This window comes from Tahibacter caeni (assembly GCF_024609805.1).
Classification (GTDB): Bacteria; Pseudomonadota; Gammaproteobacteria; order Xanthomonadales; family Rhodanobacteraceae; genus Tahibacter; species Tahibacter caeni.
The window spans coordinates 1-26,406 of record NZ_JANFVR010000035.1; the positions used below are offsets into that span (position 1 = coordinate 1).

Annotated in this window: 25 protein-coding genes and 1 tRNA gene; 14 read left to right on the top strand and 12 right to left on the bottom strand. The window is 69.6% G+C overall.

Translation table 11 applies throughout. The features are described from left to right. The 3 genes from NON22_RS05300 to NON22_RS05310 all read left to right on the top strand — a co-directional run. Positions 1 to 2,542: fimbria/pilus outer membrane usher protein (locus NON22_RS05300; protein WP_257385885.1), on the top strand; the 2,542-nt coding region annotated here is incomplete at its 5' end. Then, entirely contained in the window at positions 2,539 to 4,497 is a 1,959-nt protein-coding gene (locus NON22_RS05305; protein WP_257385886.1) for a TolB family protein, read from the top strand. The genes NON22_RS05300 and NON22_RS05305, both read left to right, overlap by 4 nt. Beyond that, positions 4,494 to 5,303 (top strand): hypothetical protein, encoded by an 810-nt coding sequence (locus NON22_RS05310; RefSeq protein ID WP_257385887.1) that lies wholly within the window; start codon positions 4,494 to 4,496, stop codon positions 5,301 to 5,303. The genes NON22_RS05305 and NON22_RS05310 overlap by 4 nt, the downstream gene beginning before the upstream one ends. Before the next feature lie 313 nt (positions 5,304 to 5,616). On the opposite strand, the gene NON22_RS05315 is transcribed toward NON22_RS05310, so the two are convergent. After that, positions 5,617 to 6,114, bottom strand: coding sequence for an acyl-CoA thioesterase (locus tag NON22_RS05315; protein ID WP_257385888.1), 498 nt, complete (start codon positions 6,112 to 6,114; stop codon positions 5,617 to 5,619). Positions 6,115 to 6,447: 333 nt separating this feature from the next. Here NON22_RS05315 and NON22_RS05320 point away from each other — a divergent pair, with 333 nt between their 5' ends. Both NON22_RS05320 and NON22_RS05325 read left to right on the top strand, forming a co-directional pair. Further along, positions 6,448 to 7,464 carry a DUF11 domain-containing protein gene (locus tag NON22_RS05320; protein WP_257385889.1) on the top strand — a complete coding sequence of 339 codons (1,017 nt, stop codon included), beginning with the start codon at positions 6,448 to 6,450 and terminating at the stop codon, positions 7,462 to 7,464. Positions 7,465 to 7,678: 214 nt separating this feature from the next. Beyond that, positions 7,679 to 7,981 (top strand): I78 family peptidase inhibitor, encoded by a 303-nt coding sequence (locus NON22_RS05325; RefSeq protein ID WP_257385890.1) that lies wholly within the window; start codon positions 7,679 to 7,681, stop codon positions 7,979 to 7,981. Positions 7,982 to 8,088: 107 nt separating this feature from the next. Here the strand turns inward: NON22_RS05325 and NON22_RS05330 are convergent, their stop codons facing one another. Continuing rightward, the gene (locus NON22_RS05330) at positions 8,089 to 8,487 is read right to left on the bottom strand and encodes a DUF3224 domain-containing protein (RefSeq protein ID WP_257385891.1); all 399 of its coding nucleotides are present in this window, start codon (positions 8,485 to 8,487) and stop codon (positions 8,089 to 8,091) included. Positions 8,488 to 8,580: 93 nt separating this feature from the next. On the opposite strand from NON22_RS05330, the gene NON22_RS05335 reads away from it, so the two are divergent. Further along, on the top strand, positions 8,581 to 9,411 hold the full coding sequence (locus NON22_RS05335) for a helix-turn-helix domain-containing protein (protein ID WP_257385892.1): 831 nt from the start codon (positions 8,581 to 8,583) through the stop codon (positions 9,409 to 9,411). A gap of 79 nt (positions 9,412 to 9,490) precedes the next feature. Here the strand turns inward: NON22_RS05335 and ychF are convergent, their stop codons facing one another. The 8 genes from ychF to NON22_RS05375 form a co-directional block, all read right to left on the bottom strand. Then, entirely contained in the window at positions 9,491 to 10,582 is a 1,092-nt protein-coding gene (gene ychF / locus NON22_RS05340; protein ID WP_257385893.1) for a redox-regulated ATPase YchF, read from the bottom strand. Between the two features lie 47 nt (positions 10,583 to 10,629). Beyond that, a complete protein-coding gene (pth, locus tag NON22_RS05345; protein ID WP_257385894.1) occupies positions 10,630 to 11,211 on the bottom strand; it encodes an aminoacyl-tRNA hydrolase in 582 nt (193 codons plus the stop codon). A 33-nt stretch (positions 11,212 to 11,244) separates the two neighbouring features. Beyond that, positions 11,245 to 11,946 (bottom strand): 50S ribosomal protein L25/general stress protein Ctc, encoded by a 702-nt coding sequence (locus NON22_RS05350; RefSeq protein ID WP_257385895.1) that lies wholly within the window; start codon positions 11,944 to 11,946, stop codon positions 11,245 to 11,247. 82 nt (positions 11,947 to 12,028) lie between these two features. Further along, positions 12,029 to 12,985 (bottom strand): ribose-phosphate diphosphokinase, encoded by a 957-nt coding sequence (locus NON22_RS05355; RefSeq protein ID WP_257385896.1) that lies wholly within the window; start codon positions 12,983 to 12,985, stop codon positions 12,029 to 12,031. A gap of 58 nt (positions 12,986 to 13,043) precedes the next feature. Then, positions 13,044 to 13,119, bottom strand: a tRNA-Gln gene (locus NON22_RS05360). After that, the gene (gene ispE, locus NON22_RS05365) at positions 13,098 to 13,970 is read right to left on the bottom strand and encodes a 4-(cytidine 5'-diphospho)-2-C-methyl-D-erythritol kinase (protein ID WP_257385897.1); all 873 of its coding nucleotides are present in this window, start codon (positions 13,968 to 13,970) and stop codon (positions 13,098 to 13,100) included. The genes NON22_RS05360 and ispE overlap by 22 nt, the downstream gene beginning before the upstream one ends. Next, positions 13,967 to 14,581 (bottom strand): lipoprotein insertase outer membrane protein LolB, encoded by a 615-nt coding sequence (gene lolB / locus NON22_RS05370; RefSeq protein WP_257385898.1) that lies wholly within the window; start codon positions 14,579 to 14,581, stop codon positions 13,967 to 13,969. Before lolB ends, ispE begins: the two co-directional genes overlap by 4 nt. Beyond that, a complete protein-coding gene (locus NON22_RS05375; RefSeq protein ID WP_257385899.1) occupies positions 14,581 to 16,305 on the bottom strand; it encodes a tetratricopeptide repeat protein in 1,725 nt (574 codons plus the stop codon). Before NON22_RS05375 ends, lolB begins: the two co-directional genes overlap by 1 nt. Before the next feature lie 183 nt (positions 16,306 to 16,488). Between NON22_RS05375 and hemA the strand changes: the two genes are divergently transcribed. The 4 genes from hemA to NON22_RS05395 all read left to right on the top strand — a co-directional run bounded on the left by hemA (position 16,489) and on the right by NON22_RS05395 (position 20,343). Next, positions 16,489 to 17,763 carry a glutamyl-tRNA reductase gene (gene hemA / locus NON22_RS05380; RefSeq protein ID WP_257385900.1) on the top strand — a complete coding sequence of 425 codons (1,275 nt, stop codon included), beginning with the start codon at positions 16,489 to 16,491 and terminating at the stop codon, positions 17,761 to 17,763. Next, positions 17,760 to 18,845: a peptide chain release factor 1 gene (gene prfA / locus NON22_RS05385; protein WP_257385901.1), complete on the top strand. Its 1,086-nt coding sequence runs from the start codon at positions 17,760 to 17,762 to the stop codon at positions 18,843 to 18,845. The genes hemA and prfA overlap by 4 nt, the downstream gene beginning before the upstream one ends. Positions 18,846 to 19,020: 175 nt before the next feature. Next, on the top strand, positions 19,021 to 19,866 hold the full coding sequence (locus NON22_RS05390) for a helix-turn-helix transcriptional regulator (RefSeq protein WP_257385902.1): 846 nt from the start codon (positions 19,021 to 19,023) through the stop codon (positions 19,864 to 19,866). Positions 19,867 to 19,899: 33 nt separating this feature from the next. Further along, positions 19,900 to 20,343: a VOC family protein gene (locus NON22_RS05395; protein WP_257385903.1), complete on the top strand. Its 444-nt coding sequence runs from the start codon at positions 19,900 to 19,902 to the stop codon at positions 20,341 to 20,343. 217 nt (positions 20,344 to 20,560) lie between these two features. Here the strand turns inward: NON22_RS05395 and NON22_RS05400 are convergent, their stop codons facing one another. Beyond that, on the bottom strand, positions 20,561 to 21,907 hold the full coding sequence (locus NON22_RS05400; RefSeq protein ID WP_257385904.1) for a hemerythrin domain-containing protein: 1,347 nt from the start codon (positions 21,905 to 21,907) through the stop codon (positions 20,561 to 20,563). Positions 21,908 to 22,200: 293 nt separating this feature from the next. Here NON22_RS05400 and NON22_RS05405 point away from each other — a divergent pair, with 293 nt between their 5' ends. After that, a complete protein-coding gene (locus tag NON22_RS05405; RefSeq protein WP_257385905.1) occupies positions 22,201 to 22,668 on the top strand; it encodes a GyrI-like domain-containing protein in 468 nt (155 codons plus the stop codon). Positions 22,669 to 22,684: 16 nt separating this feature from the next. Here the strand turns inward: NON22_RS05405 and NON22_RS05410 are convergent, their stop codons facing one another. Continuing rightward, on the bottom strand, positions 22,685 to 23,068 hold the full coding sequence (locus NON22_RS05410) for a DUF6232 family protein (protein ID WP_257385906.1): 384 nt from the start codon (positions 23,066 to 23,068) through the stop codon (positions 22,685 to 22,687). Between the two features lie 155 nt (positions 23,069 to 23,223). Here NON22_RS05410 and NON22_RS05415 point away from each other — a divergent pair, with 155 nt between their 5' ends. The 3 genes from NON22_RS05415 (at position 23,224) to NON22_RS05425 (ending at position 26,381) form a co-directional block, all read left to right on the top strand. Next, positions 23,224 to 24,537, top strand: coding sequence for an acetamidase/formamidase family protein (locus tag NON22_RS05415; RefSeq protein ID WP_257385907.1), 1,314 nt, complete (start codon positions 23,224 to 23,226; stop codon positions 24,535 to 24,537). 190 nt (positions 24,538 to 24,727) lie between these two features. After that, entirely contained in the window at positions 24,728 to 25,168 is a 441-nt protein-coding gene (locus NON22_RS05420; RefSeq protein ID WP_425507955.1) for a hypothetical protein, read from the top strand. A 97-nt stretch (positions 25,169 to 25,265) separates the two neighbouring features. Further along, positions 25,266 to 26,381, top strand: a complete 1,116-nt coding sequence (locus NON22_RS05425) for a serine hydrolase domain-containing protein (RefSeq protein WP_257385909.1) — start codon at positions 25,266 to 25,268, stop codon at positions 26,379 to 26,381. Positions 26,382 to 26,406 lie beyond the last annotated feature (25 nt).

Consider the following 26,406-nt stretch of genomic DNA (forward strand, 5'->3'; position numbering starts at 1 on the left):
GGCGCTGGCCGGCGCGGCCGTCGCGGCGCCGGCACCGGCGCCGACACCGGGCCCTTCGCCGGAAGCCAACGGTCCGGACTTCCCGTTCCTGCGCAGCAGCGACGGCCGCAGTTCCTCGACCGCGCTGCTGGCCGGCCTGCTCGTCAACGGCAAGGAGCGCGCGCGCGAAGTCGCCGTGCTCGACGGCGAGCTGGACGGACGCACCAAGCTCGCGATCGGCATGTTCTGCGACGCGCTGGGGCTGCATGCGCGGCGCGGCGCCGACGCCTGGCGCATCAACACGCCCATCGGCGAGGCCGTGCTCGCCCAGGCCTCGATCACGCGCATCGCCGAGATCGACTACGCCGCGCTCGACGACGTCGGCGCGGCGCTCGGTCTCGCACTGAGTTTCGACCGCGGCGAATTCGCGCTGCGCGCCAACGGCGCCTGGCTGGACCAGACCGCGCCTGGCCCCGCGCCGGCCGCGCGCGAAGACCTGCCGATCGACGTGCCCGCCCCGCGCGCCAACCTGTCGTCCTGGCGCAGCGAAGCACTCGTGCGCCACGGCGCCGGCCGTACCGACACGACGACCCTGACCGAGCTCGGCGGCGCGCTCGGCGACGGCAACTGGCACCTGCGTTATTTCGACGACCTCGACGGCAGCCGCCGCATCGACGAATGGGGCTGGCTGGTCGACCGTGGCCGCTCGCGCTGGTATCTCGGCCAGCAGCAGGTCACCCTGAGTTCGCTGCTGCCGTCGTTTCCGCTGGCCGGCGCGCAGTGGGCGTACAGCAACCGGCCCGAGCTCGCGTTCGGCGACCAGGTCGTCGGCAACGAGATCGTCGCCGGCCGTCTCGCGACCGGACGCCAGATCCAGGGCGACGGCCCGCCCGGCGGCATCGCCGAACTGCGCGCCAACGGCAGCGTCGTCGCACGCACGATCGTGCGGCTGGACGGTCACTATCGTTTTCCCGAAATCACCGGCCTGGCCGCCGACGCGGTGCTGGAAATCGCGCTGTACAAGCCGTCCAGCAACGACGTGCCCGTGCGCGTCGAACAGGTGACCCTGCGCGCGAGCGACGACCTGCTCGCCGGCGGCACCTACGTGGTCCATGCCGGCGCCGGCAGCCAGGACAATCCGCTCGACGACGCCGACACGCTGCACGGCAGCGCCGGCTTCGCGCGCGTGCGCGCCGGCATCAGTCCGCGCCTCAGCGTCGATGCGACCCTGGCGCGCGCGATGGACCAGGATTTCGCGAGCGCCGGCGCCGCGGTCAATCTCGGCCGCGCCGGCGTCTGGTCGGGCCACGTCGCGCGCAGCAACGACGCCGGCGCGGCCGAGCTGCTCGGCGAAGGCGCGCGCGGCAACGTGTTCTGGCTGGCCAGCCTGCGCGATTTCCAGCGCGGCTATTTCGGCAGCGACAGCCCCGACCGCCACGACCATCAACTCGAATTCGGCTGGCAGCAGCCGCGCCTGCGTCTGAGCCTCGTCGCGCGCGATTTCGCCGACGCCAATCTCGGCGACGGGCGCTATCTGAAACCGGCGCTGAGCGCGCAGCCGCTGGACAACGTCTGGATCTCGGCGCGGCCCGACTACCTCGGCGACTACGCCTACGCGGCGAGCTGGCAGCCGCTGCGCGGCACGCGGCTCAGCGCCTCGCGCTACGCCGGCCGGCGCCAGCTCGACTGGCAGCAGGAGCTCGGCACGCGCTTCGACCTGACCGCGGCCGTCGTCGACGACGACGCCTACGGCCGGCGCGAATCGGCCGTGCTGTATCGCCGGCCCGAAGACCGCTATGGCTGGTGGTGGGGCTTCGGCGCGCTGCATGCGCGCAGCCGCTTCGGCGCGATCGTCGATGCGGGCCTGGAGCTGCGTCCGGGCCTGAACGCGCGCTTCCAGGTGCAGGACGATCCGCTGTACGGCCGCCGCAGCAGCGACACGCGCATCGTCTCGCTGTCGCTGACCGCCGACTTCGCCGTGACGCCGAGCGGCCTGACCCGCGGCGCGTTCAACACCGAACAACGCCGCATCGGCGCGATCGCCGCGCACGTCGACGCGGGCAAGCTGCCGGCCGGCATTGCCGTGGCGAGCCTGCGCGGCGTCGGCGTGCTCGTCGACGGCCAGGTGCGCGGCGAGCTGGACGTCGACGGCCGCGCGCTGCTGCCGCGGCTGACGCCGGGCGTGCACCGCGTCGCGCTGGACACCGAGAACCTGCCGATCGAACTCAATCCGGCCGACGCGACGCGCAACGTCGAAGTGCGCGCCGGCTCGACCACGCCGCTGGAATTCAGCCTCAGCGCGCGGCTGGGCTGCGCCGGATTCGCCGGCCGCGAGGCCGCCGGCTGGGCCGTTCGCGTCGTCGACGGCGATCGCGAGATCGCGAGGGCGCCGGTCAACGCGATCGGCTACTACCGCATCGACGGACTGCCGCGCGGCAACTACCGTCTCGAACTCGTCGCGGCCGACGGCCGCGTCGCGGCCGCCCGTCCGCTCGCGCTGGACGGCGCTTTTCTGTTCCAGCAAGACCTGCTCCGCCAACCGGCACAGGAGTCCACGCCATGACGCGCCACGGCCGCAGCTGCCTGTTGTGTCTGCTTTCGGCAATTTCTGCCGCATCCTGGTCCCAGGTGCCCACGAACGGCAGCTTCGAGACCGGCAACCTGACCGGCTGGACCACCGGCGGCTACAACCGCGCCGGCGCGATCCGCTCGACCAACATCACGCCGAACACCTCGCTGACGATTCCCGACGGCACCTGGGCCGCGGCGATTTCGAGCGGCCCCGGCGAACAGGCCAGCGGCAGCACCGGCGCGACCAACTTCGACAATCTCGGCGGCAACAACGACTACGACCTGAGCTGGCTGCAGAGCACCTTCACCCTGCCGGCCAACGCCGCCTACGTCGCGTTCGACTGGGGCTTCGCATCGGGCGAGCAGAACGAGGCGGACCAGTACGACGACCTCATGGACGTCACCGTCAACGGCACCCGGATCATGACGCGCTCGAGCTGCAAGCTGAACGGATCGAGCTATTCGCCGTTCCCGAACGCGAACTGCCAGAACGCGACCGTCGTCGACCACACGGTCAACAACACCGCCGTCACGGCGCTGCGCGGCATCAACCTGCGCTTCGGCTCGCCGGCGTTCCAGCGCATCTGCCTGCCGCTGCCGGCCGGCCTCGCCGAGGGCAGCTCGGTCACATTGCGCTTCACCGTTGCCGACCAGAACGATCATCAGGTCGATTCCACCCTGTTCGTCGACAACGTCGAGATCAAGAGTTCCTGCACCGAAGTCGGCAGCATCGTGCAGCTGACCAACACCAGCGGCCGTGCGGTCGACGTCAAGGGCGGCGGCTTCTTCGTGCGCCCGGCCGCCGCGCGCGCGCTGGCCGTGGACAGCAACGGCCGCACCGTCGCCTTCATCAGCAGCGCCGATCTCGGCGGCAACGCCAACCTGCTCGACCAGATCTACGTCTGGAACGGCCTGAGCTTCACGCGCGCAGCCTGGACCGGCACCACGCAGATGACCCTTGGCGGCCAGATGCAGAACATCGCGATCTCGGGCGACCAGAACGGCACCTTGTACGGACGCTACATCGCGTTCTCCGCGCGCATGACCGAAGCCGACAACTACGAGATCTACCTGTTCGACCGCAGCACGAGCGCGCTGACCACGGTCACGGCGACCAGCGGCTGCAGCAACACCGACCCGACCCTGGACGGCAGCGGCAGCGTGCTGGCCTGGGTGTCCGACTGCAACGCGCTGACCGGCGCCGGCACGGCACGGCGCATCATCGCGCGCTCGGGCACGACCAATACCGTGATCCCGGCCAACACGCTGTGCCCCACCGCGACGCCGGCGCGCGAGGCGCGCGGGCCGCGCCTGACGCGCAATGCGAACGGCCGCTACCTCGTGTTCGAGTCGAGCTGCCAGCCGGTGACCAGCGGCAACAGCGACGGCAACTACGAGATCTTCCGCTACGACCGCAACGGCGCGGCCAACGCGTCCGGCAGCTACGCGCAGATCACCACGACGACGAACAACGGCAGCGCCGCGCAGATCACGCAGAACTCCATGGCCGTGCTCGACGGCAGCACGGACGGCCGCTACGTGTTCTTCATCTCCAACGGCAACCTGACGCCCAGCGGCACGGTGTTCAACGCCGACTACAGCTACGAGATCTTCCGCTGGGACGGCAACGCATCGGCCTCGGCGCGGCTGAGCCAGCGCACCAACGGCTCCGACAGCGACTACCTCGGCGTGGACCTGAGCTACGACGGCAGCGACTACGCATTCGAGCGCGTGGAGCGCAACACCTTCAACACCAGCGTGGGCCGGCGCCGCGTGGCCACGGCCGGCGCCGACAGCGAAACCCTGCTGGCCAGCGGCCCGTTCGTCTATCAGGCGCGCATCGGCAAGGACGGCCTGGTGCCGGTGATCAATTTCCTGTCGCCGGAAAACTTCCTCAACACCAACGCCGACGGCAATCCCGAAGTCTGGCAAGGGAGAGTGCAATGAACGCGTTCGCGCGATTCCTGGCGCCGGCGGCGCTGCTCGCGGCGACGGCGGCGCAGGCCGGCGGCGGCGGCCGCGACGATCTGCTGCAGGGCGACGCCTACGGCCATCGCGTCAGCGCGGCGGCCGGCGTCTGCGCCTACCAGGCCATCGACATCTCGACCAGCGGCCAGGTCCTCTCCCCGATCGCCGCGAACGGCTCGGTGACCGCGCTCGACGACGGCGCGGCCGAACTCGACCTCGCCGAGCCGTTCGCGTTCTACGGCGCGAGCTGGCAGCGCATCGCCGTGTCGACCAACGGCTACGTCGCGTTCATCGCCGAGCCCGGCCAGGACGACGGCGGCGATTTCAACAACGATCCCTACCTGCCGAGCCTGCCCGACAATGCGCGCGCCGCTGCAGCGCGCGTGCTCGCCTACCACGACGAACTCGACGGCGAAGGCGCCGGCGCCACCCTGCGCAGCGCCTATTTCTCGAGCTGCCCGCGCCCGTCCGGACTCGGCGACGAGGCCTGCAGCGTCGTGCAGTGGAAGAACTGGTCGCGCAGCGGCAGCAGCGGTGCGCTCGACGTCGTACTGATCATCTATCACGCGAGCTCGGCCATCGCACTGCAATACGCGGCGCTGGACGCGAGTGCCGGCAGTTCGGCCTGCATCGGCATCCAGGCCGACGGCGCCGTCGACGGGCTGAGCTGGAGCTGCAACGGCGGCCGCGCGCTCGCCGCCGCATCGGCCGTCTGCCTGTTCGATCCGGCGCATCTGCCGCCGGACGGCAACGACCGGCTGTTCGCGAACGGATTCGAGCCCTAGGGTTCGGACGACGGCACGTGTTCGATGAATATCCGATAGAAATTTCAACGCCGGACCGACGTCGTCAAGGCCCATTTCCCGGCCATTTTTCCGGGCTTCTGCGTTCAACCTCGCGCCCCATCCGGACTCATGCCCTCCGCTTGAAAACGAGGGATTCAAAGGCTCGCCTCGTCAAGTCCTCCTCCGGGGGAAGACCGTCGCCCGGAACCGCAGGCTCTGACGGCCTTGAACGCCCGACCTGCCGGCATGAGGGAATGGTCGCCGCGCAGACGCAGCCCGTACGGCAGCAACCGTCGGTAAGCGTGCGCCGCGCTCAGCCGTTGCGCTCGATGTCGTGGCGCACGCGTTCGAGTTCGGCCTGCTGCTCGCGCGACATGGCGATGATCTTTTCGGCATAGGACGCGAGGATGCGGTCGTCTTCGCTCTGCGGCACCCAAGCCGGCACCGGCGCCGGGCGGCCGTCGGGAGCGTCGAGCGCGACGAAGCTGATCATGCAGTGCGTGGCGAGGCGCTCCTGGCCGCTCCGAAGGTCGCGCGCGATCACGTCGATCGCGAAATGCATGCTGCTGCTGCCGGTGCGGATCAGCTTGCAGCGCACGACGACGATGTCGCCGATCAGGATGGGTTTGACGAACTGGATGCCGCCGACGGCGACGGTCACGCAGTACTGGCCGCTCCAGCCCACCGCGGCCGCGTAGCCGGCCTGGTCTATCCATTTCATGACCATGCCGCCGTGCACCTTGCCGCCGAAATTGACGTCGGAAGGCTGGGCGAGGAAACGGAAGGTGGTTTCGCGCTGTTGGCCGGGCATGGCGCCGCTCGTTCGACGGGGAGCGCGCATCCTACGCACGGGCGGATTGCGGGCTCAAGCGATATCACTGCCGGCCGGCGCCGGATGATCGGCCATTCCGACACCGGCCGGCGGGTTGCCGGACTGTGACCGCGATCACGCAGCCCTGGCGGGCAGGAGAATACTTTTTCGCAACGACGTCAGTCGCAACCACCGGCCAGCCGTGGAAAACCGCAGCCGGGGCGACCCAGGGGTGAGTCGCAGGAAACCGATCGCGCAGGCGGCCGGTTCCCGGGAGACGCGTGCCGGCCGTGCCGGCGCCGTTGCAGATTCGACACCACAAGGGGAGCCACCATGAAGCGTTGCGCATTCGCGCTGGCAACAGCGCTGGTCAGCATGTCCGTGGGTGCGGTAGAGCAGACGGTGCAGAACGATTCGCTCGGCAACGGCGGCACCGGCGTGATCGTCTACGGCTTCGTCTCCGGCGAAGCCGCGGCTTCCTGGCTGACATCGCCCTGTGCCGGCACCTTGCGCGCGGTCCAGGTGTTCTGGCGCTCGCCGACCGGCACCAGCGCGCAGGCGATCGAAGATTCGATCACGATCCATCGCGCCGGCACGTTTCCGAACCCGGGCACCGAAGCGGCCGTCATCAGCGGTCCGGTGCTCACCGACGGCGTGCTGAACGAGTGGCGCTATCTCGACGAGAACAACACCATTCCGCTCGCGGTCTCGCTGGCGGCCAACGAACAGTTCGTGGTGTCGTTCAAATTCTTCGACGCGCCGATCACGAACACCACGCCGAGCGTCGTGCGTGATTCCGACGGCATACAGGCCGGCAAGAACGCGCTGCTCGCGAACCTCGGCGGCAGCTTCCTGTGGTTCGACAGCGCGACGTTGGGCCTGACCGGCGACTGGGTCATCCGCGGCGTCGTCGACTGCCCGGCGGTGCCGCAGAGCGCCGACGTCGCCGTCAACCTCGTCGCGAACCTGGGCGCCTACCTGCCGGGCGCGCCGCTGACCTATACGATCACCGTCTCCAACGGCGGCCCGGCCGCCGCGACGGCCACGGTCGTCGACGTGTTTCCGTCCGGCTATACCGGCGTGAACTGGACCTGCCTGGCCAGCGGCGGCGCGACCTGCCCAGCCAGCGGCAGCGGCAACATCACGCACAATATCACGCTGGCCTCCGGCGGGCTGGCCACCTACACGGTCGTCGGCACGGTCGCCGCGAGCACCAGCGGCGCCTTCGGCAATTCGGTGACGGCCGTCGTCGGCTCGCCGATCACCGATCCGGACACGAACAACAACACCTCGACCCTGACCCTGCTGCAGGACGTGGACTTGATCTTCCGCGACGTTTTCGGCGGCTGACATCCGCTGCGGCGCCGCGGCGAGCACGAGCAAACCGCACGGACGACGCCGCGCAGCGCCGTTCGTGCCGGGCGCCGGCGCCGTCCATCGCGGCGCGGCGGAGCGTCTGCGGAGAACCGCGCGATCGGTCCCGGGAATCTGCAGTACCTTCGATCGCCGGCCCACCGGCCGGAAGCAGACGCGACAACACCTTCGCGCTTCAAGGAGGAATGGCATGACGCAGAAACCACTCGCCGCGGCAGCCGTGCTGCTGGCGGTCTTTTCCCTGGCAGCCTGCCAGGGCGCCAAGCCGCAGGCGGGAACGAAGCCGGTGTCCGAGGCCTGTCGCCCGGGTGCGGCCGAAGCGCTGGCCGGCAAGGATCGCATCGACGACGCGCAGACGAGGAAATCGACCGGCGCCTCCATCGTGCGGCAGATCCAGCCGGGCCAGGCCGTCACGATGGACTATCGCCGGGAACGCGTCACGATCGAGACCGACCCGGAGACCGGCAAGATCGAGCGCGCGTTCTGCGGCTAGTTGCCTGTCCGGCAACTACGTCGCGGCGCAGCCGGGTGCCGAACCGTAGACGCCTGCAATGTCGTCCTGCGGAATCCGCGATCAGTCGTCGGCCGGATACGCGACGCTCACTGCGCCAGTTCGTAGTCGAATTCGTAAAAGTGCTCGCCGCCTTCGGCGATGACGATGTTCATCGCTCCGCTCAGGCCCGCGAGCTCGCCCGTGCCCGAGCCGGGCACGACGATGATGTTGAGATACGGCACGCCCCGGGTCATCGTCGCGTTGTGCTGCAGCGCGAAACTGCCCCGCCGTCCCTGCAACGCACCGGTCACGCGTTCGACGGCGACGTAGCCGCCCGAGTCCCGGGCGCTGCCCGCATGCAGCATTTCGCCCTGACTTGTCGCTTCCAGGTCGCCGTGGAACTGCTTGTCGATCGACATGCGCCCGAGGCCCGCGCCTTCGTTCCTGTTGTACGCTTCGAGCGGCTGCAGCTTCACGTCGAACGCGCCCTTCGCCTGCTGTTTCATCGTGCTCCGCTCCTTTCGTCGACCGCGGCGGGGGGCGCCGCGTCCATGGAAATGCTAGCGAACGCGCACCGTACCGGATTGAAGAAACGCGACATGGTCAACCTCAGGCGCGACAAGCCGCGCGGCGTGCTGCATTCGGGAGACGTGACGCCCGAGATGGTTCACGCACGCTACTGGCCTTCGCCGGACCTGGTGCCGTTCGTCGAACACTACTGGACGGTCGAGTGGGACCTGGACGCGCCGCTGCGGCGCGAGACCTTGCCGCATCCGGTCGTGCACATCGTGCTCGAGAACGGCGAGGCGACGTTGACTGGCCCGTCGACGCGGCGCTTCGTCACGACCCTGGCCGGCAAGGGCCGCGTGTTCGGCATCAAGTTCCATCCCGGCGGATTCCGCCCGTTCCTCGGCGGGCCGGTTTCCGCCTATGCCGATCGCACGGTCGCGCTGGGCGAAATCTTCCGCCAGGACGCCGCGGATCTGGTGCGCCGCGCGCTCGCGCGCGACGCACATGCCGAGACGATCGCCGTGCTCGAGGCTTTCCTGCGCGAGCGCGACCCGCGCATCGACGCGACGGCCGTGTCGATGGCGGCCATTGCAAAACGAATGGCCGACGACCGCGAAATCACGCGCATCGAACAGATCGTGCGCGAATTCGGCATCGGCTTGCGCACCCTGCAGCGGCAGTTCCGCGACTACGTGGGCGTGCATCCGAAATGGGCGATCCAGCGCTATCGATTGCACGAGGCGCTCGCGCGCATCGACGACGGAACGATGCACGACTGGGCGACGCTCGCGTCCGACCTGCGCTACGCCGATCAGGCGCACCTGATCCGCGACTTCAAGAAACTCGTCGGCCTGACGCCGGCGGAATATGCCAGGGCGGCACCGCGCGCGGCGCCGGCCGACACGGCCGCGCGCCGCTGAGGCCGGGATCGGCGAACGGATGCCCGCCCCCTGTTCCGCCCGCACCGCCGAAGCGGTCCGGCGAATCCGTCGAAAAAGCTCAGACGTTGAAGCGGAAGTGCAGCACGTCGCCTTCCTTGACGATGTATTCCTTGCCTTCCAGTCGCAGGCGGCCGGCATCGCGCGCGCCGGCCTCGCCCCTGTATTTGATGAAATCGTCGTAGGCGATCGTTTCGGCGCGGATGAAGCCGCGCTCGAAGTCGGTGTGGATGACGCCGGCGGCCTGCGGCGCGGTCGCGCCGATCTTGACCTGCCAGGCGCGGACCTCCTTGACGCCGGCCGTGAAATAGGTCTGCAGGCCGAGCAGCTTGTAGCCGGCGCGGATCACGCGGTTCAGGCCCGGCTCGTCCAGGCCCATGTCGGCGAGGAACGCGTCGCGGTCGGCATCGTCGAGCTGGGACAGCTCTTCCTCGATCGCCGCGCAGACCGGCACGACTTCGGCGCCTTCGCGCTCGGCGCGCGCGCGCACCTTGTCCAGGTGCGGATTGTCGTGGAAGCCGTTCTCGAGCACGTTCGCGATGTACATGAGCGGCTTCAACGTGAGCAGGAACAGGTCGCGCACCAGCGCCTTCTCGTCCTCGTCGAGCCCGGCCGCGCGCGCGGGCTTGCCTTCGTTGAGCGTCGCGGCGAGCTTCTGCAGCACCGGGCGCTTGGCCAGGGCTTCCTTGTCGTTGGCCTTGGCCGCGCGCTCCACGCGGTTCAGCGCCTTCTCCACCGATTCGAGATCGGCCAGCGCGAGCTCGGTGTCGATGGTCTCGATGTCGGAGATCGGATCGACCTTGCCCGAGACGTGCACGATGTCGCTGTGCTCGAAGCAGCGCACGACATGGGCGATCGCGTCGACTTCACGGATGTGGGCGAGGAACTTGTTGCCGAGGCCTTCGCCCTTGGATGCGCCGGCGACGAGACCGGCGATGTCGACGAATTCCATCGAGGTCGGAATGACGCGCTGCGGCTTGACGATGTCCGACAGCGCGCCGAGGCGCGGATCGGGCACAGGCACCACGCCGACGTTCGGGTCGATCGTGCAGAACGGGAAGTTCGCCGCCGCGATGCCGGCCTTGGTCAGCGCGTTGAACAGGGTGGACTTGCCGACGTTAGGCAGACCGACGATGCCGCATTTGATGCCCATGCTAAATCCAGCCGAAGTAGAAAGAGAGAAATCGGGAAACGGCGCGCTCAGGCCGCTGCCGTGTGCAGGCGTTTCATCGCCTCGTTGAAGTCGCCCGACAGCGCCAGCGGCAGCACGTCGAAGGCGGCGCCTATCGAAGCCATGATCGCGTCTTCGTCCTTGGCCCCGGCGCGGCCGAGCACCCAGCCGGTGACCTTGTCCTTGTGGCCCGGATGGCCGATGCCGACGCGCAGGCGGTGGAATTTGCCGTCGCCGAGATGGGCCATGATGTCGCGCAGGCCGTTCTGGCCGCCGTGGCCGCCGTCGAACTTGAGCCGCGCCGTGCCCGGCGGCAGATCCAGCTCGTCGTGCGCGACGAGCATTTCGTCGGGTGCGATCTTGTAGTAGCGCAGCGCCGAAACCACGGCGATGCCGCTCTTGTTCATGAAGGTGGTCGGCTTCAGCAGCAGCACCGGCTGACCGGCGATCGTCGCCTTGGCCGTTTCGGCGTGAAGCTTGGATTCCACGCCGAAGCGCGCGCCGTGCTGCTGCGCGAGGGCGTCAATAAACCAGAACCCGGCATTGTGCCGGGTTCTGAGATAGTCGGCCCCGGGGTTGCCGAGGCCGACGAGCAGGCGCAGGCGTGCCATGCGAAGCGGGTCCGCGTCGATCGACGCGGGACCTTACTTCTTCTTGGCCGGCGCCGCCGGAGCGGCCGGAGCCTTGGCCGGGGCCTTGCCGCCCTTGGCCGGAGCCGCCGGAGCCGCCGCGGCAACGTCGGCCGCCGGAGCTTCTTCGACTTCTTCCTTGCCGAGCTTGGCCAGCACCACGGCCACGTCGTGTTCCTTGCCGAGCTTGAGCTCCGGGATCTCCAGGCCGGCCGGCAGCTTCAGGTCCGACAGGTGGACGATGTCGCCGACGCTGAGGTTGCCGAGATCGACTTCGATGTACTCCGGCAGGTCCTTCGGCAGGCACGACACGAGGATTTCGTTGAGCTCGTGGGTCACGAGCACGCCCGCGGTCTTGCCGGCCGGCGACTTTTCCTGGTTCAGGAAGTGCAGCGGCACGCGGATCTTCAGCGCTTCGTTCTCGCTGACGCGCTGGAAGTCCAGGTGCAGCAGGCGCTGCTTGTACGGATGGCGCTGCAGGTCACGCAGCAGGGCCTTCTGGTTCTTGCCGTCGATCTTCAGGTCGATGATCGAGGAGTAGAACCACTCGTGCTGGGAGGCCATGTAGACGTCCTTGTGCACGAACTGGATGCTCTGCGGCTGTTCCTTGCCGCCATACAGGATGGCCGGAACGACGTCCGCGTGACGCAGGCGGCGGCTCGCACCTTTCCCCTCGTCCTTGCGCAGCTCGGCCGGGATTTCGTGAATCTTTGCCATGACAAACTACCTTCAGTGATGACCGTCTCGCGACGGTGTGGAGGCTCTTCCGCGACCAGAGGAGCCGGAAGTCGACCGATGATCAGTCGACGTAGAGCGAACTCACCGATTCGCCGAAAGCCACGCGGCGTATCGTTTCGGCCAGCAGCTCCGCCACGGTCAACTGGCGGATGCGGCTGCAGGCCTGGATTTCGGGGGTCAGCGGGATCGTGTCGGTGACGACGAGCTCGTCCAGCTGCGAATTCATGATGTTGCTCAGCGCCGAACCCGACAGCACCGGATGCGTGCAGTAGGCGACGACCTTGCGCGCGCCCTGCTTCTTCAGCGCATTGGCCGCGGCGCACAGCGTGCCCGCGGTGTCGACGATGTCGTCGACGAGAACGCAGGTCTTGTCGCGCACGTCGCCGATGATGTTCATGACGGTCGATTCGTTCGGCCGCGGACGGCGCTTGTCGATGATCGCGAGGTCCGCGTCGTCGAGGCGCTTGGCGATCGCGCGGGCACGCACGACGCCGCCGACATCGGGGCTCACGACGATCAGGTTGTCGGTGCCCTGGCTGCGCCAGATGTCGGCCAGCAGCACCGGCGAGGCGTAGACGTTGTCGACCGGAATGTCGAAGAAGCCCTGGATCTGGTCGGCGTGGATGTCGACCGTCAGCACGCGGTCCGCACGCACCGCGCCGATCATGTCGGCGGCGACCTTGGCCGTGATCGGCACGCGCGCCGAGCGCGGCCGGCGATCCTGGCGCGCATAGCCGAAGTACGGGATGACCGCGGTCACCGTGGCCGCCGATGCGCGCTTGAGCGCGTCGATCAGCACCAGCAGTTCCATGAAATTGTCGGCGGTCGGCGCGCAGGTCGGCTGGATCACGAACACGTCCTGCCGGCGCACGTTCTCCTCGATCTCGACCTGGACTTCGCCGTCGGAAAAGCGCCCGCACAGCGCCTTGCCCAGGGGCACGCCGAGCCGGTGCGACACGTTCTCCGCCAATCGCCGGTGCGCATTGCCGGTGAACAGCATCAAACCTTGCGTATTCATGCGAATCTCCGCCAGCCGCCAGTGACCGGACCGCAATCCGGTGCCTTGGGTGATTCAGTGGCTGGGGCGGTAGGACTCGAACCTACGAATGCGGGAATCAAAATCCCGTGCCTTACCAGCTTGGCGACGCCCCAGCAGCAAAACATTCCAGTGCGGCGAGCAGCGGCGAACGGTTCACGCCGCACGCGGCCCAGGCCGACCATCCCTGCGGACAGGCCGCCGCCAGGGCCTCCGCTTCGGCTTCGGTGGCGACGTCGGTGAAGACGCAGCTGCCGGACCCGGAAAGACGCGGACGACCATGAGGCGCCAGCCAGTTCAGTGCCGCCGCCACCGCCGGGTAGCGCGCACTGACGACCGGCTCGAACGCATTCGAGGTCTCGGCCCCAGCAAGGAAGCGCGGAATTGTCGTGGGGCGGGCATCGCGTGTCAATTCCGGGGCTTGGAACAACGGGCCGGTCGGCACCGTCGTGCGCGGGTCGACGACCACGTACCAGCGCGGCGGCAGATCCAGCGGAGTCAGCCGTTCGCCGACACCCTCGGCCCAGGCCGAGCGGCCGTGGACGAACACCGGCACGTCGGCGCCGAGGCCCAGGCCGATCTCGGCGAGGTCGGCAGTCGCCAGGCCGCAGCCCCAGAGGCGGTTCAGCGCGACGAGCACCGTGGCCGCGTCCGAGCTGCCGCCGCCGAGGCCGCCGCCCATCGGGATGCGCTTGTCGACCGCGATGTCGGCGCCGGCCGAGGCCGGCGCATACGGCTTGAGGCGCTGCGCCGCGCGCACGACCAGGTCCTGTTCGGGCGCGACGCCGGCCAGCTCGCTGTGCCGCTCGATGCGACCGTCCCCGCGCGGCCGCAGGCGCACGGTGTCGCCGCGGTCGAGCAGCTGGAACACGGTCTGCAGCAGGTGGTAGCCGTCGGCGCGGCGGCCGGTGATCTGCAGGAACAGGTTGAGCTTGGCCGGTGCCGGCCAGGCGCTCCAGGCCGTCATTCGCGCTGCCAGCTCTCGATGAACAGGCGCACGCGATGCTTGCCCTTGGTCGCGAACACCTTGCGCGGCAGCGCCGGCTCGGCGTCGCTGAAATAGTCGCGGTATTCGATGGTCCAGCCCGCCTGCAGCAGTTTGGCCGGCCGCTGCGCCTCGTCGAAGGTCAGCTCGGCGCGGGCGCCCGGCGCGCGCAGGCCACGCACCCAGTATTCGAGCTCGTTCACGGGCAGCTGCCAGTTCGCCTCGCGCGCCAGCAGCTCGGCTGCATTCGCACCGCGCAGCGGCTGCTCGCGCACGCCCTCGAGCACAGCCGAACGCGCATCGCCGTGCAGGCGCCAGTTCTTGCCCGTGACCGGCGCGCGCAGGCGCAGGTCGTAGTCGGCGCCGTCCTGCCGCCATTCGACGTCGGCGTTGCCGCCGTCCTCGCCGTTGCTGACCGCGATACGGCCGCTGAACTGCCACTGCGTCCGGGCGAGCACGGCGGCCTCGCGTTCGCGCTGCGCGGCCAGGGTCGCGTTGTCCTCGCGCAGCCGCAGCGGCGCACAGGCCGCGAGCAGGAACAGGCCGAGCAGCGGCAGCAGGCGCGCCGCGGCGAACCGCAGGTGCGGCCGCATCAGACGCCGAGCCTGCGCATGGCTTCGACGAGGGCCTTGTTCTTCGCGTCCTTCTTGCGCGCCTGCTCGAAGATCGCGCGCGCCTCCTCGTGCTTGCCCTGCATCCAGAGCACTTCGCCCAGGTGCGAGGCGATTTCGCCGTCGGACTGCTTCTCGAACGCGCGGCGCAGCGCCTTTTCGGATCCGGCCAGATCGCCGCGGCGGTACAGCACCCAGCCGTAGGAATCGATCACGGCCGCGTCGTCGGGCTTGGCCTTGAGCGCGCGCTCGATCAGGCTCAGGGCCTCGTCGAGCTTGCGGTCCGCGTCGGCGAGCGTATAGCCGAGCGCGTTCGTCGCATCCATGTCCTCGGGCTTGAGCTCGAGTACGCGGCGCAGGTCGGTCTCGGCGCGGTCCGGCAGGCCGTTGGCCGCCGCATGCAGCGCGCGCGCGTAGAGCACACGCGTGTCGTCGGGCATCTGCTTGAGCGCGCGCGCATAGACCGCTTGGGCGGCCTCGTGCTGCTCGCGCTTGGACAGGAGCTCGGCCTCGAGCATGAACGCGTCGCCGAGCGCGGCGGGCTGGTCGCCGACGCGCTGCTGGAGTTCGTGGGCCAGGCTCAGCGCCTGGTCGTGCTTGCCCTGGTCGTCGACGAGCACGGCGATGCGCACCTGGCTCGCGAACCAGTCCTCGTCGCCGGTGGACACCTGCTCGTACCAGCTCAGCGCGACGGCTTTCTGCTCCAGCATCTCGGCGAGCTGGCCGAGCAGATGCGCGCGCGCGAGGCGTTCGTCGCCGGGCCGCGCCTTGAGCTCGTCGTAGAGCGACTGGATCAGGTTCTTGTCGTTCGCACGCGCGACGTAGGCGGCGCGCGCCGCATAGCTGTAGTCGTCCTGGGGACCGTCGGCCAGCAGCTTGGCCGCGGCGCGGTTGTCGCCCTGCTGGCCGAGCATCAGCGCGTAGGCCGCGCGCAGGCGTATGTCCTTCGGCGAGCGCTGGATCGCCTGCTGATAGTCGCGGCCGGCGCGTGCCTTGTCGCCTTCGTCGACGGCCAGTTGGGCCGACCAGCCGTAGGCCGGGGCGCTCGCAAACTTCTTCAGCGCCGCATCGGCGAGCTCGCGCGAATACGGCTTGGCGTCGAGCTTGAACGCGAGCTGGCTCATCGCGATCCAGGTTTCCTCGGGCGCCTTGGCCAGGCTCAGCGGCGTGGCCAGACGGCGCAGCAAGGTCGCCGCCGCGGCCTTGTCGGTCGTACTGAGCAGCACCTGGCCGACGAGTCGCCAGCCCTGCTGGTCCGGTACCCCAATCAGCCGCGCGAGCGCCTGGTAGGCCTGATCGGTGTTGCCGTCGCTGAGCGCCAGACTGGCTTCGACCTGGGTCTGGCCCGGATCGTCGGGCTTGAGCGCGCGCCAGCGCGCGAGCGATTCGCGCGCGAGCTTCCAGTCCCTGGCGGCGAGCGCGACGCGCGTCGCGTGCGCGGCGACCTGCGGATCGCCGCTCAGCGCCGCGGCGCGCGCATAGCTTTGCGCCGAGGCGGTCAGGTCGGCCTTGCCGAGTGCGAATTCGCCGGCCAGCATCTGCGCGAGCAGGTCCTGCTCCAGCGGCGTCGGCGCCACGGTGCCCTGACCCGGCTGCGCCGCGGCCGCGATCCGGCGCGGAGGTGTCGCGGTGCAGGCGCCCAGCAGCAACGCGATGGCCATTACCAGGCCGGTTGCGGTCACGCCGCGGTCAGCGCGAAATTTCATTCACTTCCACCATCGTCTATATCCGCCGGCGAGGGCCGGCTTGCTTGATCTTGCCGGGGCGCGACCGCACACTAGTCGCGATTTTGTGCGGCGCGGCGGACTGATAGCCGCGATCCGGGCGCCCCAGGCGACCTTTCTCGCGTCCAAGCTTAGCCGATTGTTGCCCGCGCGGCCCCGTCATCCATGGCATTGCTAGCCCTCGGTCTCAATCACGTCACCGCTCCGCTGGACCTGCGCGAAAAAGTCGCGTTCGGTCCCGAACAGGCTCGGCCGGCGCTCGAAGAGCTCGCCGCCCAGGCCGGTGTCGAAGAAGCCCTGATCCTGTCGACCTGCAACCGTACCGAGCTCTACTGCTCGGTCGCCGACGGCGCCCAGATCGTTCCGGCCGAATGGCTGCACCGCCACCATCAGCTGACTCTGGGGCGGCTCGACGAGTTCCTCTACCGCCACGACGACGAGGCCGCCGTGCGGCACATGTTCCGCGTCGCGACCGGGCTCGACTCGCTCGTGCTCGGCGAGCCGCAGATCCTCGGCCAGGTCAAGGACGCCTACCAGCTCGCGCGCACCGCGCAGACGCTGAAAGCGCCCATGGAGCGCATGCTGCAGCACACCTTCGCGGTGGCCAAGCGCGTGCGCACCGACACGCGCATCGGCGCGAGCCCGGTGTCGGTTGCCTATACCGCCGTGCGCCTGGCCGAGCAGCGCTTCGCCGACCTCGCCGGCGCCTGCGTGCTGCTGATCGGCGCCGGCGAGACCATCGAACTGGCCGCGCGCCATCTCAGCGACGCCAAAGTGCGCCGCCTCATCGTCGCGAACCGCACCCTGGACAACGCGCAGAACCTCGCCCACCGCTGCGGCGGCTATGCGATCGCGCTGACCGACCTGCCCGCGCATCTGGCCGAGGCCGACATCGTGATTTCCTCGACCGCGAGCCGCGAGCCGGTGCTGACCCGCGCGATGGTCGAAGCCGCGCTGAAGCGGCGCCGGCGCAGGCCCATGTTCCTCGTCGACATTGCGGTGCCGCGAGACATCGAGGCGTCGGTCGGCCAGGTCGACGACGCGTACCTGTACACGATCGACGACCTGCGCCAGGTCATCGACGACAACCTGCGTTCGCGCGAAGCCGCCGCGCGCGAGGCCGAGGCGATCATCGACCTGCAGGTCGAGCGCTACATGGGCTGGCGCCGCGCGCTCGAGCGCGGCAATCCGGTGCAGGACCTGCGCCGCCAGGCCGAAGCCGAGCGCGACGAAGTGCTCGCACGCGCCACGGCGCTGCTCGCGCGCGGCCGCCGGCCCGAAGAAGCGCTGGCCTTCCTCGCCAACACGCTGACCAACAAGCTGCTGCATGCGCCGAGCGCGAACCTGCGCGCGGCCACCTTGCGTGGCGACGGCGAACTGATCCAGGCAGCGGCGCGGCTGTTCGATCGCGCCGCCGCCAACGACGACAAGGACGTATGACCCCGACCATCCGCCGCAAGCTCGAACAGCTGGCCGAACGTTTCGAGGAAGTAGGCGCGCTGATCGCCCAGCCCGACGCCGCCGCCGACACCAACCGCTTCCGCGCGCTCAATCGCGAATACGCCCAGCTAGAACCCGTCGCCGCGGCGCTCAGGGCCTTCGATGCGAACGAAGCCGCGCTGAGCTCGGCGCGCGGCCTGCTGAAAGATCCCGAGATGAAGGAGCTCGCCGAGGCCGAGATTCCCGAGCTCGAAGCCGCGCGCGAAAGACTCGACCAGGAACTGCAGGTCCTGCTGATTCCGAAGGATCCGCGCGACGACGCCAACCTGTTCCTCGAAGTCCGCGCCGGCACCGGCGGCGACGAGGCGGCGATCTTCGCCGGCGACCTGTTCCGCATGTACAGCCGCTATGCCGAGCGCCAGCGCTGGAACGTCGAGGTCATCTCGGCCAATCCCGGCGAGCACGGCGGCTACAAGGAAATCGTCGCGCGCATCGAAGGCAAGGGCGCGTTCGCGCGGCTCAAGTTCGAGTCCGGCACGCACCGCGTGCAGCGCGTGCCGGCGACCGAGGCGCAGGGCCGCATCCACACCTCGGCCGCGACCGTCGCGATCCTGCCCGAGCTCGACGAAGTCGACGAGATCGAGATCAAGGACGCTGACGTCAAGGTCGATACGTTCCGCGCTTCCGGCGCCGGCGGCCAGCACGTCAACAAGACCGACTCGGCGATACGTCTGACCCATCTGCCGAGCGGCATCGTGGTCGAATGCCAGGACGAACGCAGCCAGCACAAGAACCGCGCCCGCGCGTTCGCGCTGCTGCGCGCACGCCTGCTCGACGCCGAGCGCAGCAAGCAGGCCGCCGAACAGGCCGAGAGCCGCCGCCTCCAGGTCGGCTCCGGCGACCGCAGCCAGCGCATACGCACCTACAACTTTCCGCAGGGCCGCATCACCGACCACCGCGTCGAAGGCCTGACCCTGTACCGCCTGCCCGAAATCGTCGAAGGGGATCTCGACGACCTGATCCAGCGACTGACGCAGGAAAACCAGGCCGACCTGCTGCAGGCGCTGACGCAGGCGGGTTGAGCGCGACATCGGCGAGCGCTCGGACGCGCGCCGCAACCGGGCCGCTGCGTTCCCGCTCGCTTCGCGGGACTCGCGGAAGCGAAACAGCGGCAACGATGACGGTGCGGGAATGCGACATCGGACAGGACCGCGCACTTCCGCTTGCGGGCTGCGTCTGCGGCACTAAGCTAGCCGCATGCTCGGCGCACCGACCACTGCCGCATTGCAGCCCTTCGTCGAGCTGTTCTGGGCGCGCGCGGCACAGCCCGCTCTCGCCGGAGCGCGCGAACGCGTGTTGCCCAGCGGCCGGCTGCATTTGGCATTGCGGCTCGACGGCGCCGGGCTGCGGCTGTATGCGGACGCGCACGACGCCGACGGGCGGCAGATCGCCAACGCCGTCGTCGCCGGCGTACGCACGCGGCCGTATTTCAAGGATGCGGGCGAATCCTCGCGCTCGGTCGGCGCCGTGTTGCGTCCGGGCGCCGCGCGCGCGCTGTTCGGCTGCAGCGCGGCCGTGCTGGTCGATCACCATGTCGCGCTCAGCGAATTCTGGGGCGACGAAGCCGACCTGCTGCTGCAGCGCCTCGCGCAGGCTGCCGATACGGCGCGACAGATCGAGTTGCTGCAGGCCGTGCTGCTGCACCGGCTGCAACCGGTCCGTACCGTGCCGCCGCCGATCGCCGACGCGCTCGCGGCCGTCACCGCCGACAGCGACATCGCCGCGCTCGTGCGCGCGTGCGGCTGCAGCCACAAGCATTTCGTCACGCTGTTCCGCGATGCGGTCGGCCTGCCGCCCAAGCGCTATGCGCGCGTGCTGCGCCTGCAACGGGCGCTGCAATCCCAACCCGACTGCGGTTGGAGCGAACGGGCGCTGGCCGCCGGCTACAGCGACCAGGCCCATCTGCAGCGCGAGTTCCGTGCCTTGACGGGCCTGACGCCGCAGACCTGGCGTCGCGCGCAGACCGGATCGACGCATCATCTGCCCGAACCTGCGCCCGCACCGGTCAATTTCGTTCAAGACCGGCCAGCCTCTCGCGGCTAATCTGGCGCGACCTCGCCCCCGGAGAGATCCGCCATGACCGTACACGAACTGTTTCCGTATCTCTGCGTCGCCGACGCCGACGCGGCCGTCCGTTTCTACTGCGACGTGTTCGGCGGCACGGAAAAGCTGCGCCTCGTCGAACCCGGCGGCCGCATCGGCCATGCCGAGGTGGACATCGGCGCGGGCGTGCTGATGATCTGCGAGGAGTTTCCCGAGTACGACATCCGCAGCCCGGCGCCCGGCGCGCCGACGAGCGTGAGCCTGCATGTTCACGTCGACGACGCCGACGCGGCGATCGCACGTGCGCTCGGGCGCGGCGCGACCGTGCTGATGCCGGTGCAGGACCAGTTCTACGGCGAGCGCTCGGGCACGATCCGCGACCCGTTCGGCCATCGCTGGAACATCGGACACAGCATCGAACAGGTCAGCGCGGAAGAAATGCAGCGGCGCTATGGACGGCTCGGCCAGCCCGGCTGATGTAGCGCGATGCCGTCGCCGGCACCGGGCGCCGGCGACGGCATGGTCCACGGGAAAACCGTAAAACACGACCCGAGTGAACCGCGGCACGGACCGGCCGCAACGGACAGCGGCGGCCATTGCCGCCGCATCCGCATCCACGCGTTCCCGAAGAAAGGCGCGCCGCGAATAAAGCCGCGGCGCGCCCCGGAGAGCCCCGGGCCCGTGCAGGCCCGCGCTAGCGGTTCTGCCAGCCGCGGCGCGCCGCTTCGGCATGACCACGCGGATCGCCGAACCAGCCGCCGTGACCGCGACCGTCATCGTCGTCGCGCGAACGCGAGCTGCGCGAGGAGTCGTCGCTGCGCGAGCGCGAGCTGCGGTCGTCGTCGCGGTTGCGCCAGCCTTCGCGCGCGGCTTCGGAGTGACCGCGCGAGTCGCCGAACCAGCCGCCGTGGCCGCGACCGCGACCGTCATCGTCGTCGCGCGAACGCGAGCTGCGCGAATAGTCGTCGTCGTTGCGCGAACGCGAGCTGCGGTCGTCGTCGCGGTTGCGCCAGCCTTCGCGCGCCGCTTCGGCATGGCCGCGCGGATCGCCGAACCAGCCGCGGCCGCGATCGTCGTCGTCACGCGAACTGCGCGAATAGCCGCGGTCATCGTCGTCACGCGAACGGCTGTAGCGGCCCGAACCGCGGTCGTCGCTCTCGAAACGGCCGTATTCGTCGCGGCTCTGGCCGCCGCGGCCGCCGCCGCGCGAACCGCGGTCGTCATCGTCGTCGTGCGAACGGCCGTAGCGGCCGGAACCGCGATCGTCGCTCTCGAAACGGCCGTATTCGTCGCGGCTCTGACCGCCCCGATTGCCGCCGCCGCGCGAGCCGTAACGATCGTCGTCGTCGCTCATGAAGCGGCCCTGCTCGTCGCGTTCCCGTCGATATTGCGATGCCATGGTGTGTTCCTCCTGGATATTGTCGCCAAGGGCAAGATGGAGCGACACCGGCCGCGGCGCGCCGGGGCGCGTCTCGGCGGATGTCAGCTCCTGTTTCCGAGCCTGAACCTGGCGGCCAAGCTCATTCATGTCCACGCCGGCAGCGGTCGCCTTCGCGATGATTCCGGTCGACGGCCGCTCTTCCTCGCGGACATGGTGTTTGATCTGCTCGCTCAGCACGGAGACCTTCGCGTCGTAGTACGCGTCCTCCGGGCTGCCTTCGAGCAGCTCGCGGATCAGGATCTTCGCGGCGTCGTGTTCGACCTGCGCTTCGTCGAGATCGTCGTCGTCGACGTTCTGCGCGCGGCAGGCCGGATAGAACAGCTCCTCCTCGATGCGCGTGTGGTTGATCAGCTCCGTGCAGATCCGGCGCACGAGCTCGCTCTTTTCCTGCGCGGACTGCAGCGACTCGTACTGCGCGAAAAGCTGTTCGACGAGGCGGTGATCGCGCTTGAGCAGCGCGCCCGCGTCGGTTTCGGCCGCCGCCGCGTCGGCATTCGTCGCCGGCTTCGGCTTCGGCGTCGACTTCGCCGCCGTGGACGTGGCTTTCTTTGCGGTTGCAGTTCGCGAGCGGGATGCGCTGGCTTTCTCGCTGGCTTGCATGCTCGGCCTCCTTTGCGTGGGCCTGCCATGCGTAGCAATCATCGTACCGGGCCGCACATCTGACGCGGCGGCGCGGCGAAACGCGAAAAATGCCGTTTTCGCGGCCGAATCCGCGCGAATATTTTTCTCCACGATGCACTTCTTTCAGCACCGTGGCGACTGCAGCACCGCAGAGCATCCGCCGCGACCGGCGTGCCGAACCGTGCCCGCGCGCGGACACGGCGGCGGGCCGTTGCGGCGCGTGGTTTTGCGGCTAGCATCGGCGCCGTGCCCACGGCGACGGGAGTCGCGCCATGATCGACGTACCGCAGATCGTCCGCAGCGAGCCGCAACAGACCGCCGTCATCCGTTTCACGGTGCCGCGCGAGGAAATGCCTCGCGTCATGCACGCGGCGATCGACGAACTCGTCGGCGCGATCACCGCACAGGACGCCGGCCCGGCGGGCCCGATGTATACCTTTCATCACCGCAATCCGACCGACAGTTTCGACCTCGAGGTCGGCTTTCCGGTCCGCAAGCCCGTCGCGCCGGTCGGCCGCGTGCAGCCCGGCCAGTTGCCGGCCGCGACGGTCGCGCGCACGGTCTACCGCGGACCGTACGAAGGACTCGGCCAGGCCTGGGGCGAGTTCATGCGCTGGATCGAGGCCGGCGGCCGGCGCAGCGCCGGCACCCTGTGGGAGCGCTACGTCCGAGGCCCCGAATCCGGCGCCGACGCGGCGACCTGGGAGACCGAGCTGAACCGGCCGCTGCTCGACGACTGAAGTGGAACGCCGGCGCTCAGCCGCGGTGGACGAAGGCCTCGTTCAAGCCGGCGACGACGCGCTGGATGAAGGCCAGGTCCAGGCTCGTCAACGCCTTGGCTTCGCCGGAGGCCGTCTTCAGCAGCAAGTGGTAACAGTCGCGCTGCTGGGTCATCGCGAAGACCGCGCCGCCGCCCAGCAGCAGCCCGAACAGTATGGCGCCGCCGCTGCCGGCGGCGGCGCCGATGAACAACACGACCAGACCGAACAGCATCAGCACGATCAGTCCGCCGCGACTGGGCGCTTCGCGAAACGTGGTGATCGAGGTGATGCCGGCCATCGTGAAAGTCTGCGTCGGCACGATGAAGCGCGCGTTGCTGACGACGACGCCCGATTCCTGGAAAAAAATACGCTCTTCCACATTCTTCCCCTCCGGCCCGCCGGCAACCGTCGGTCGCTCCTGACGGCCTTTCCTGTCAGTTCTGGCACGAGTGCGCCGTACCTCTCAGTGACACGGCGCTGCGACCCTTGCGCGTCCGGGCGCATCCGTTGGAAACCTTCCTCAGGACGATCGACATGTTCCGGCGAATCACGCTCTTTCTCGCAGCCTGGGCAGCCACGACAGCGGCCGGCGCCGCCGACGAATCCTGGCTGCTGATAACCGACCGCTGGGGCAATCGCGAATACCAGGCGCTGGAGCTGAAGAGCGACGGCGCGCAGTTGAGCGGCACGCTCGGCGGCGATGCCCTGCAGGGCCGCCGCGACGGCGACCGCCTGCGCTTCCGCGCCGTCACCACCGGCGGCGCGCAGTACGACTTCGACGGCCGGCGCCGCGGCGACACCGTCGACGGCCAGGCCGACTATCCGGATCCGAACGATGCGGCGCGCCGCGTGCACCACGCATTCACGGCGCGCCGGCTGCCCGGGCGCCCGGCCGGCGGCCCGCGCCTGCACGTGTTCGAGCCGCGCGACTATGCGAACGAATTTTCGCCGCACCGGCCGCCGGTGCTGACGATCTGGCCCGGCGACCGCGTGCGCACGAGCACCCTGGATTCGGGCGGCGTCGACGCGCAGGGCGTCACGCGCGCGCTGTTCGGCAACCCGCAGACCGGCCCGTTCTACGTCGGCGGCGCCGTGCCCGGCGATACCCTGGTCGTGCACATCCGGCAGCTGCGCACGAACCGCGGCTGGGCCGACAGCCTCGATGCGCTCGTGGCGCGCGCGCAGAGCCCCGCGCTGGCCGCGACGACGCGCGAACTCGGCAGGCCCGTGCGCTGGACGATCGACCGCGAGCGCAACGTCGCGTACCCGGCCGCCGCGGGCACGCCGCTGGCCGGCTTCGAAGTGCCGCTGCGGCCGATGCTCGGCGGGCTCGCGGTCGCGCCGGGATTCGGCGCGGCGCCGCAGTCCACCGGCGACACCGGCCGCAACGGCGGCAACATGGATCTCAACGCCGTCGTCGAAGGCGCGACGGTCTACCTGCCGGTGTTCCAGCCCGGCGCCCTGCTCTATCTCGGCGACGGCCATGCGGCGCAGGGCGACGGCGAGACCTCGCAGTACGCGCTGGAGACCTCGCTCGACGTGGAGTTCGAGGTCGGTCTCGTCCATGGCGCGGCGATCAACCTGCCGCGCGTCGAATCGGCGCAGCAGCTGCTCGTGCTCGGCCAGGCCGGCTCGCTCGACGAAGCGCTGCGCAGCGCGACGTCCGGCCTGATCCAGTGGCTGCAGCAGGACTACGGCCTCGACGTTTCCGCCGCGGCGCAGGTGCTCGGCAGCAGCGTGCAGTATCGCGTCGCCAATCTCGCCGGCCGCAGCGTCGGCCTCGTCGCCGGCATCGACAAGTCGTCGCTGCAGCGGCTGCGGCGCCGCGAGGCAGCGCCGCAATCCTGAGCGCGCGGCGGGCGCGGCACCGCGATCGAGACGCGTCATATTTCTGACACACGAGCGATCTAGCGTGTGCCGCCCCGCCGCCGCCGCGCGGGGCTGCCCCCGGAGATCCGTCGTGCCGTCATTCCGCCTCGCCGTCGTCGCCCTGCCGCTGCTGTCGGCCGCATTCGCCGCAGCTGCCGCCACGCCCTATCTGCCGCTGGAACGCCAGCTCACGCCGGAGCAGCAGCATGCGACCGGCCTGGACACCTTGAGCCCGGCGCAGCTCGAACTGCTGAACCGCCTGCTGCGCGAGAGGGCCGAAGCCGGCGCGGCGACCGCAGCGGCGAACACGGCCGCCGCCGACGGCGACGTCAGCGCCGCGAGCCGCGGCACGACAGCCTCGCGCGAGCCGCCGCCGGATCTGGAAATCCGCACGATCAAGGCACGTCTGAAGGGCAAAGTCGAAGGCTGGGCGCCCGGCACCGAGTTCCGCCTCGACAATGGCCAGACCTGGAAGGTGCTCAAGGGCGAGATCACCTTGCGCAAGCCGCTGGAGTCGCCCGAGATCCTCGTCGTACCGGGCCTGGCCGGGCGCTGGTTCCTGCAGGTCGACGAGGACTATCCGAAGGCGCGCGTCTACCGCGTCGACTGAATCCTGCGCGGCAGTCGCCGCCTCGCCGGCCGCGGCTGCAACCGCGCGGACGGTGCGTGTATCCGTATGCGCACCACCGAACCGTCGCGAGGATGCCATGCAAGGTCTGCTGTCCGTGCTGTTGCTGTCGCTGTGTCTGGCCGCGCCGGCCGGCGCCGCCGTCCCGGCCGAATTCATCGACCGCTACGCGGCCGAGCACCATTTCAGCGGCACCGTCGTCGTGCAGCAGAACGGCCGCATCGGCTACGAAAAGAGCTTCGGCTACGCGAGCATCGCGTTCAAGGTGCGCAACACGCCGCAGACGCGCTACCGCATCGCCTCGATCACCAAGGCGTTCACCGCCGTGCTCGTGCTGCAGCTGGCCGAGCAGCAGCGCCTGGACCTGCAGGCGCCGATACGCCGCTACCTGCCCGACTACGCCGGCAGCGGCGGCGACGCGATCACCGTGCAGCAGCTGCTGAACCACACCTCGGGCCTGCCGAACTTCGACCAGGTCAAGGACCTGCAGACCGCGCTCAGCGAAGGCGTGCCGGCCTACCAGAAGCCGGCGACGCCGGCCCAGCTCGTGTCGCGCCACTGCAGCGGCGCGCCGGTCGCGGCGCCGGGCAGCACCTTCGACTACAACAACTGCGACTACATCGTGCTCGGCCTGATCCTCGAGAAAGTCGCCGGCAAGCCCTACGAGGCGCTGCTGCAGGAACGCCTGCTGCAGCCGCTCGGGCTCAGGCACACGGGCCTGCTGCGCCAGGGCCGCATCGTCGACGGCCTCGCCGACACCTACATGCAGCGCGACGACCTGCACGGCCTGGCCGACGACCTGCCGGTCTATCCGGAGAACTGGTACGCCGCCGGCAGCCTGTATTCCACGGCCGCCGACGTGCTCGCGTTCTCCGACGCGCTGTTCGGCGGCAAGCTGCTGCGCGCCGAATCGCTGGCCGCGATGACCAGGCCCGGCCTCGACGACTACGGCTACGGCGTCTGGTCCTACGCGATGACCATCGCCGGCCGGCCGCACCGCGTGGTCAAGCGGCCCGGCCGCATCATGGGCGCGCAGACCCAGCTGTTCCGCCTCGTCGACGACGACACCACGATCGTGATCCTGGCCAACACCGACGCGACCGACCTCGACGAATTCGCTGCGGCCATCGCGCGACAGCTGTTCGGCGGCGAGGCCGGCGCCGGCCGCAAGGCCGCCGGCACCGCGGGTCGCTGAGGCAGGGCGGCCGCCGCGGCGGCCG

Excerpts from the sequence above, each read along its gene's own strand:
- ychF (WP_257385893.1), bottom strand. The coding sequence starts at position 10,582 with ATGGGCATCAAATGCGGCATCGTCGGTCTGCCTAACGTCGGCAAGTCC.
- NON22_RS05390 (WP_257385902.1), top strand. The coding sequence starts at position 19,021 with ATGCTCGGCGCACCGACCACTGCCGCATTGCAGCCCTTCGTCGAGCTG.
- NON22_RS05400 (WP_257385904.1), bottom strand. The coding sequence starts at position 21,907 with ATGCAAGCCAGCGAGAAAGCCAGCGCATCCCGCTCGCGAACTGCAACC.
- NON22_RS05350 (WP_257385895.1), bottom strand. The coding sequence starts at position 11,946 with ATGGCAAAGATTCACGAAATCCCGGCCGAGCTGCGCAAGGACGAGGGG.
- NON22_RS05330 (WP_257385891.1), bottom strand. The coding sequence starts at position 8,487 with ATGAAACAGCAGGCGAAGGGCGCGTTCGACGTGAAGCTGCAGCCGCTC.
- hemA (WP_257385900.1), top strand. The coding sequence starts at position 16,489 with ATGGCATTGCTAGCCCTCGGTCTCAATCACGTCACCGCTCCGCTGGAC.
- NON22_RS05415 (WP_257385907.1), top strand. The coding sequence starts at position 23,224 with ATGTTCCGGCGAATCACGCTCTTTCTCGCAGCCTGGGCAGCCACGACA.
- NON22_RS05310 (WP_257385887.1), top strand. The coding sequence starts at position 4,494 with ATGAACGCGTTCGCGCGATTCCTGGCGCCGGCGGCGCTGCTCGCGGCG.
- pth (WP_257385894.1), bottom strand. The coding sequence starts at position 11,211 with ATGGCACGCCTGCGCCTGCTCGTCGGCCTCGGCAACCCCGGGGCCGAC.
- NON22_RS05355 (WP_257385896.1), bottom strand. The coding sequence starts at position 12,985 with ATGAATACGCAAGGTTTGATGCTGTTCACCGGCAATGCGCACCGGCGA.
- NON22_RS05325 (WP_257385890.1), top strand. The coding sequence starts at position 7,679 with ATGACGCAGAAACCACTCGCCGCGGCAGCCGTGCTGCTGGCGGTCTTT.
- NON22_RS05425 (WP_257385909.1), top strand. The coding sequence starts at position 25,266 with ATGCAAGGTCTGCTGTCCGTGCTGTTGCTGTCGCTGTGTCTGGCCGCG.
- lolB (WP_257385898.1), bottom strand. The coding sequence starts at position 14,581 with ATGCGGCCGCACCTGCGGTTCGCCGCGGCGCGCCTGCTGCCGCTGCTC.
- NON22_RS05305 (WP_257385886.1), top strand. The coding sequence starts at position 2,539 with ATGACGCGCCACGGCCGCAGCTGCCTGTTGTGTCTGCTTTCGGCAATT.
- NON22_RS05405 (WP_257385905.1), top strand. The coding sequence starts at position 22,201 with ATGATCGACGTACCGCAGATCGTCCGCAGCGAGCCGCAACAGACCGCC.
- NON22_RS05315 (WP_257385888.1), bottom strand. The coding sequence starts at position 6,114 with ATGCCCGGCCAACAGCGCGAAACCACCTTCCGTTTCCTCGCCCAGCCT.
- ispE (WP_257385897.1), bottom strand. The coding sequence starts at position 13,970 with ATGACGGCCTGGAGCGCCTGGCCGGCACCGGCCAAGCTCAACCTGTTC.
- prfA (WP_257385901.1), top strand. The coding sequence starts at position 17,760 with ATGACCCCGACCATCCGCCGCAAGCTCGAACAGCTGGCCGAACGTTTC.
- NON22_RS05335 (WP_257385892.1), top strand. The coding sequence starts at position 8,581 with ATGGTCAACCTCAGGCGCGACAAGCCGCGCGGCGTGCTGCATTCGGGA.
- NON22_RS05395 (WP_257385903.1), top strand. The coding sequence starts at position 19,900 with ATGACCGTACACGAACTGTTTCCGTATCTCTGCGTCGCCGACGCCGAC.
- NON22_RS05320 (WP_257385889.1), top strand. The coding sequence starts at position 6,448 with ATGAAGCGTTGCGCATTCGCGCTGGCAACAGCGCTGGTCAGCATGTCC.
- NON22_RS05375 (WP_257385899.1), bottom strand. The coding sequence starts at position 16,305 with ATGAAATTTCGCGCTGACCGCGGCGTGACCGCAACCGGCCTGGTAATG.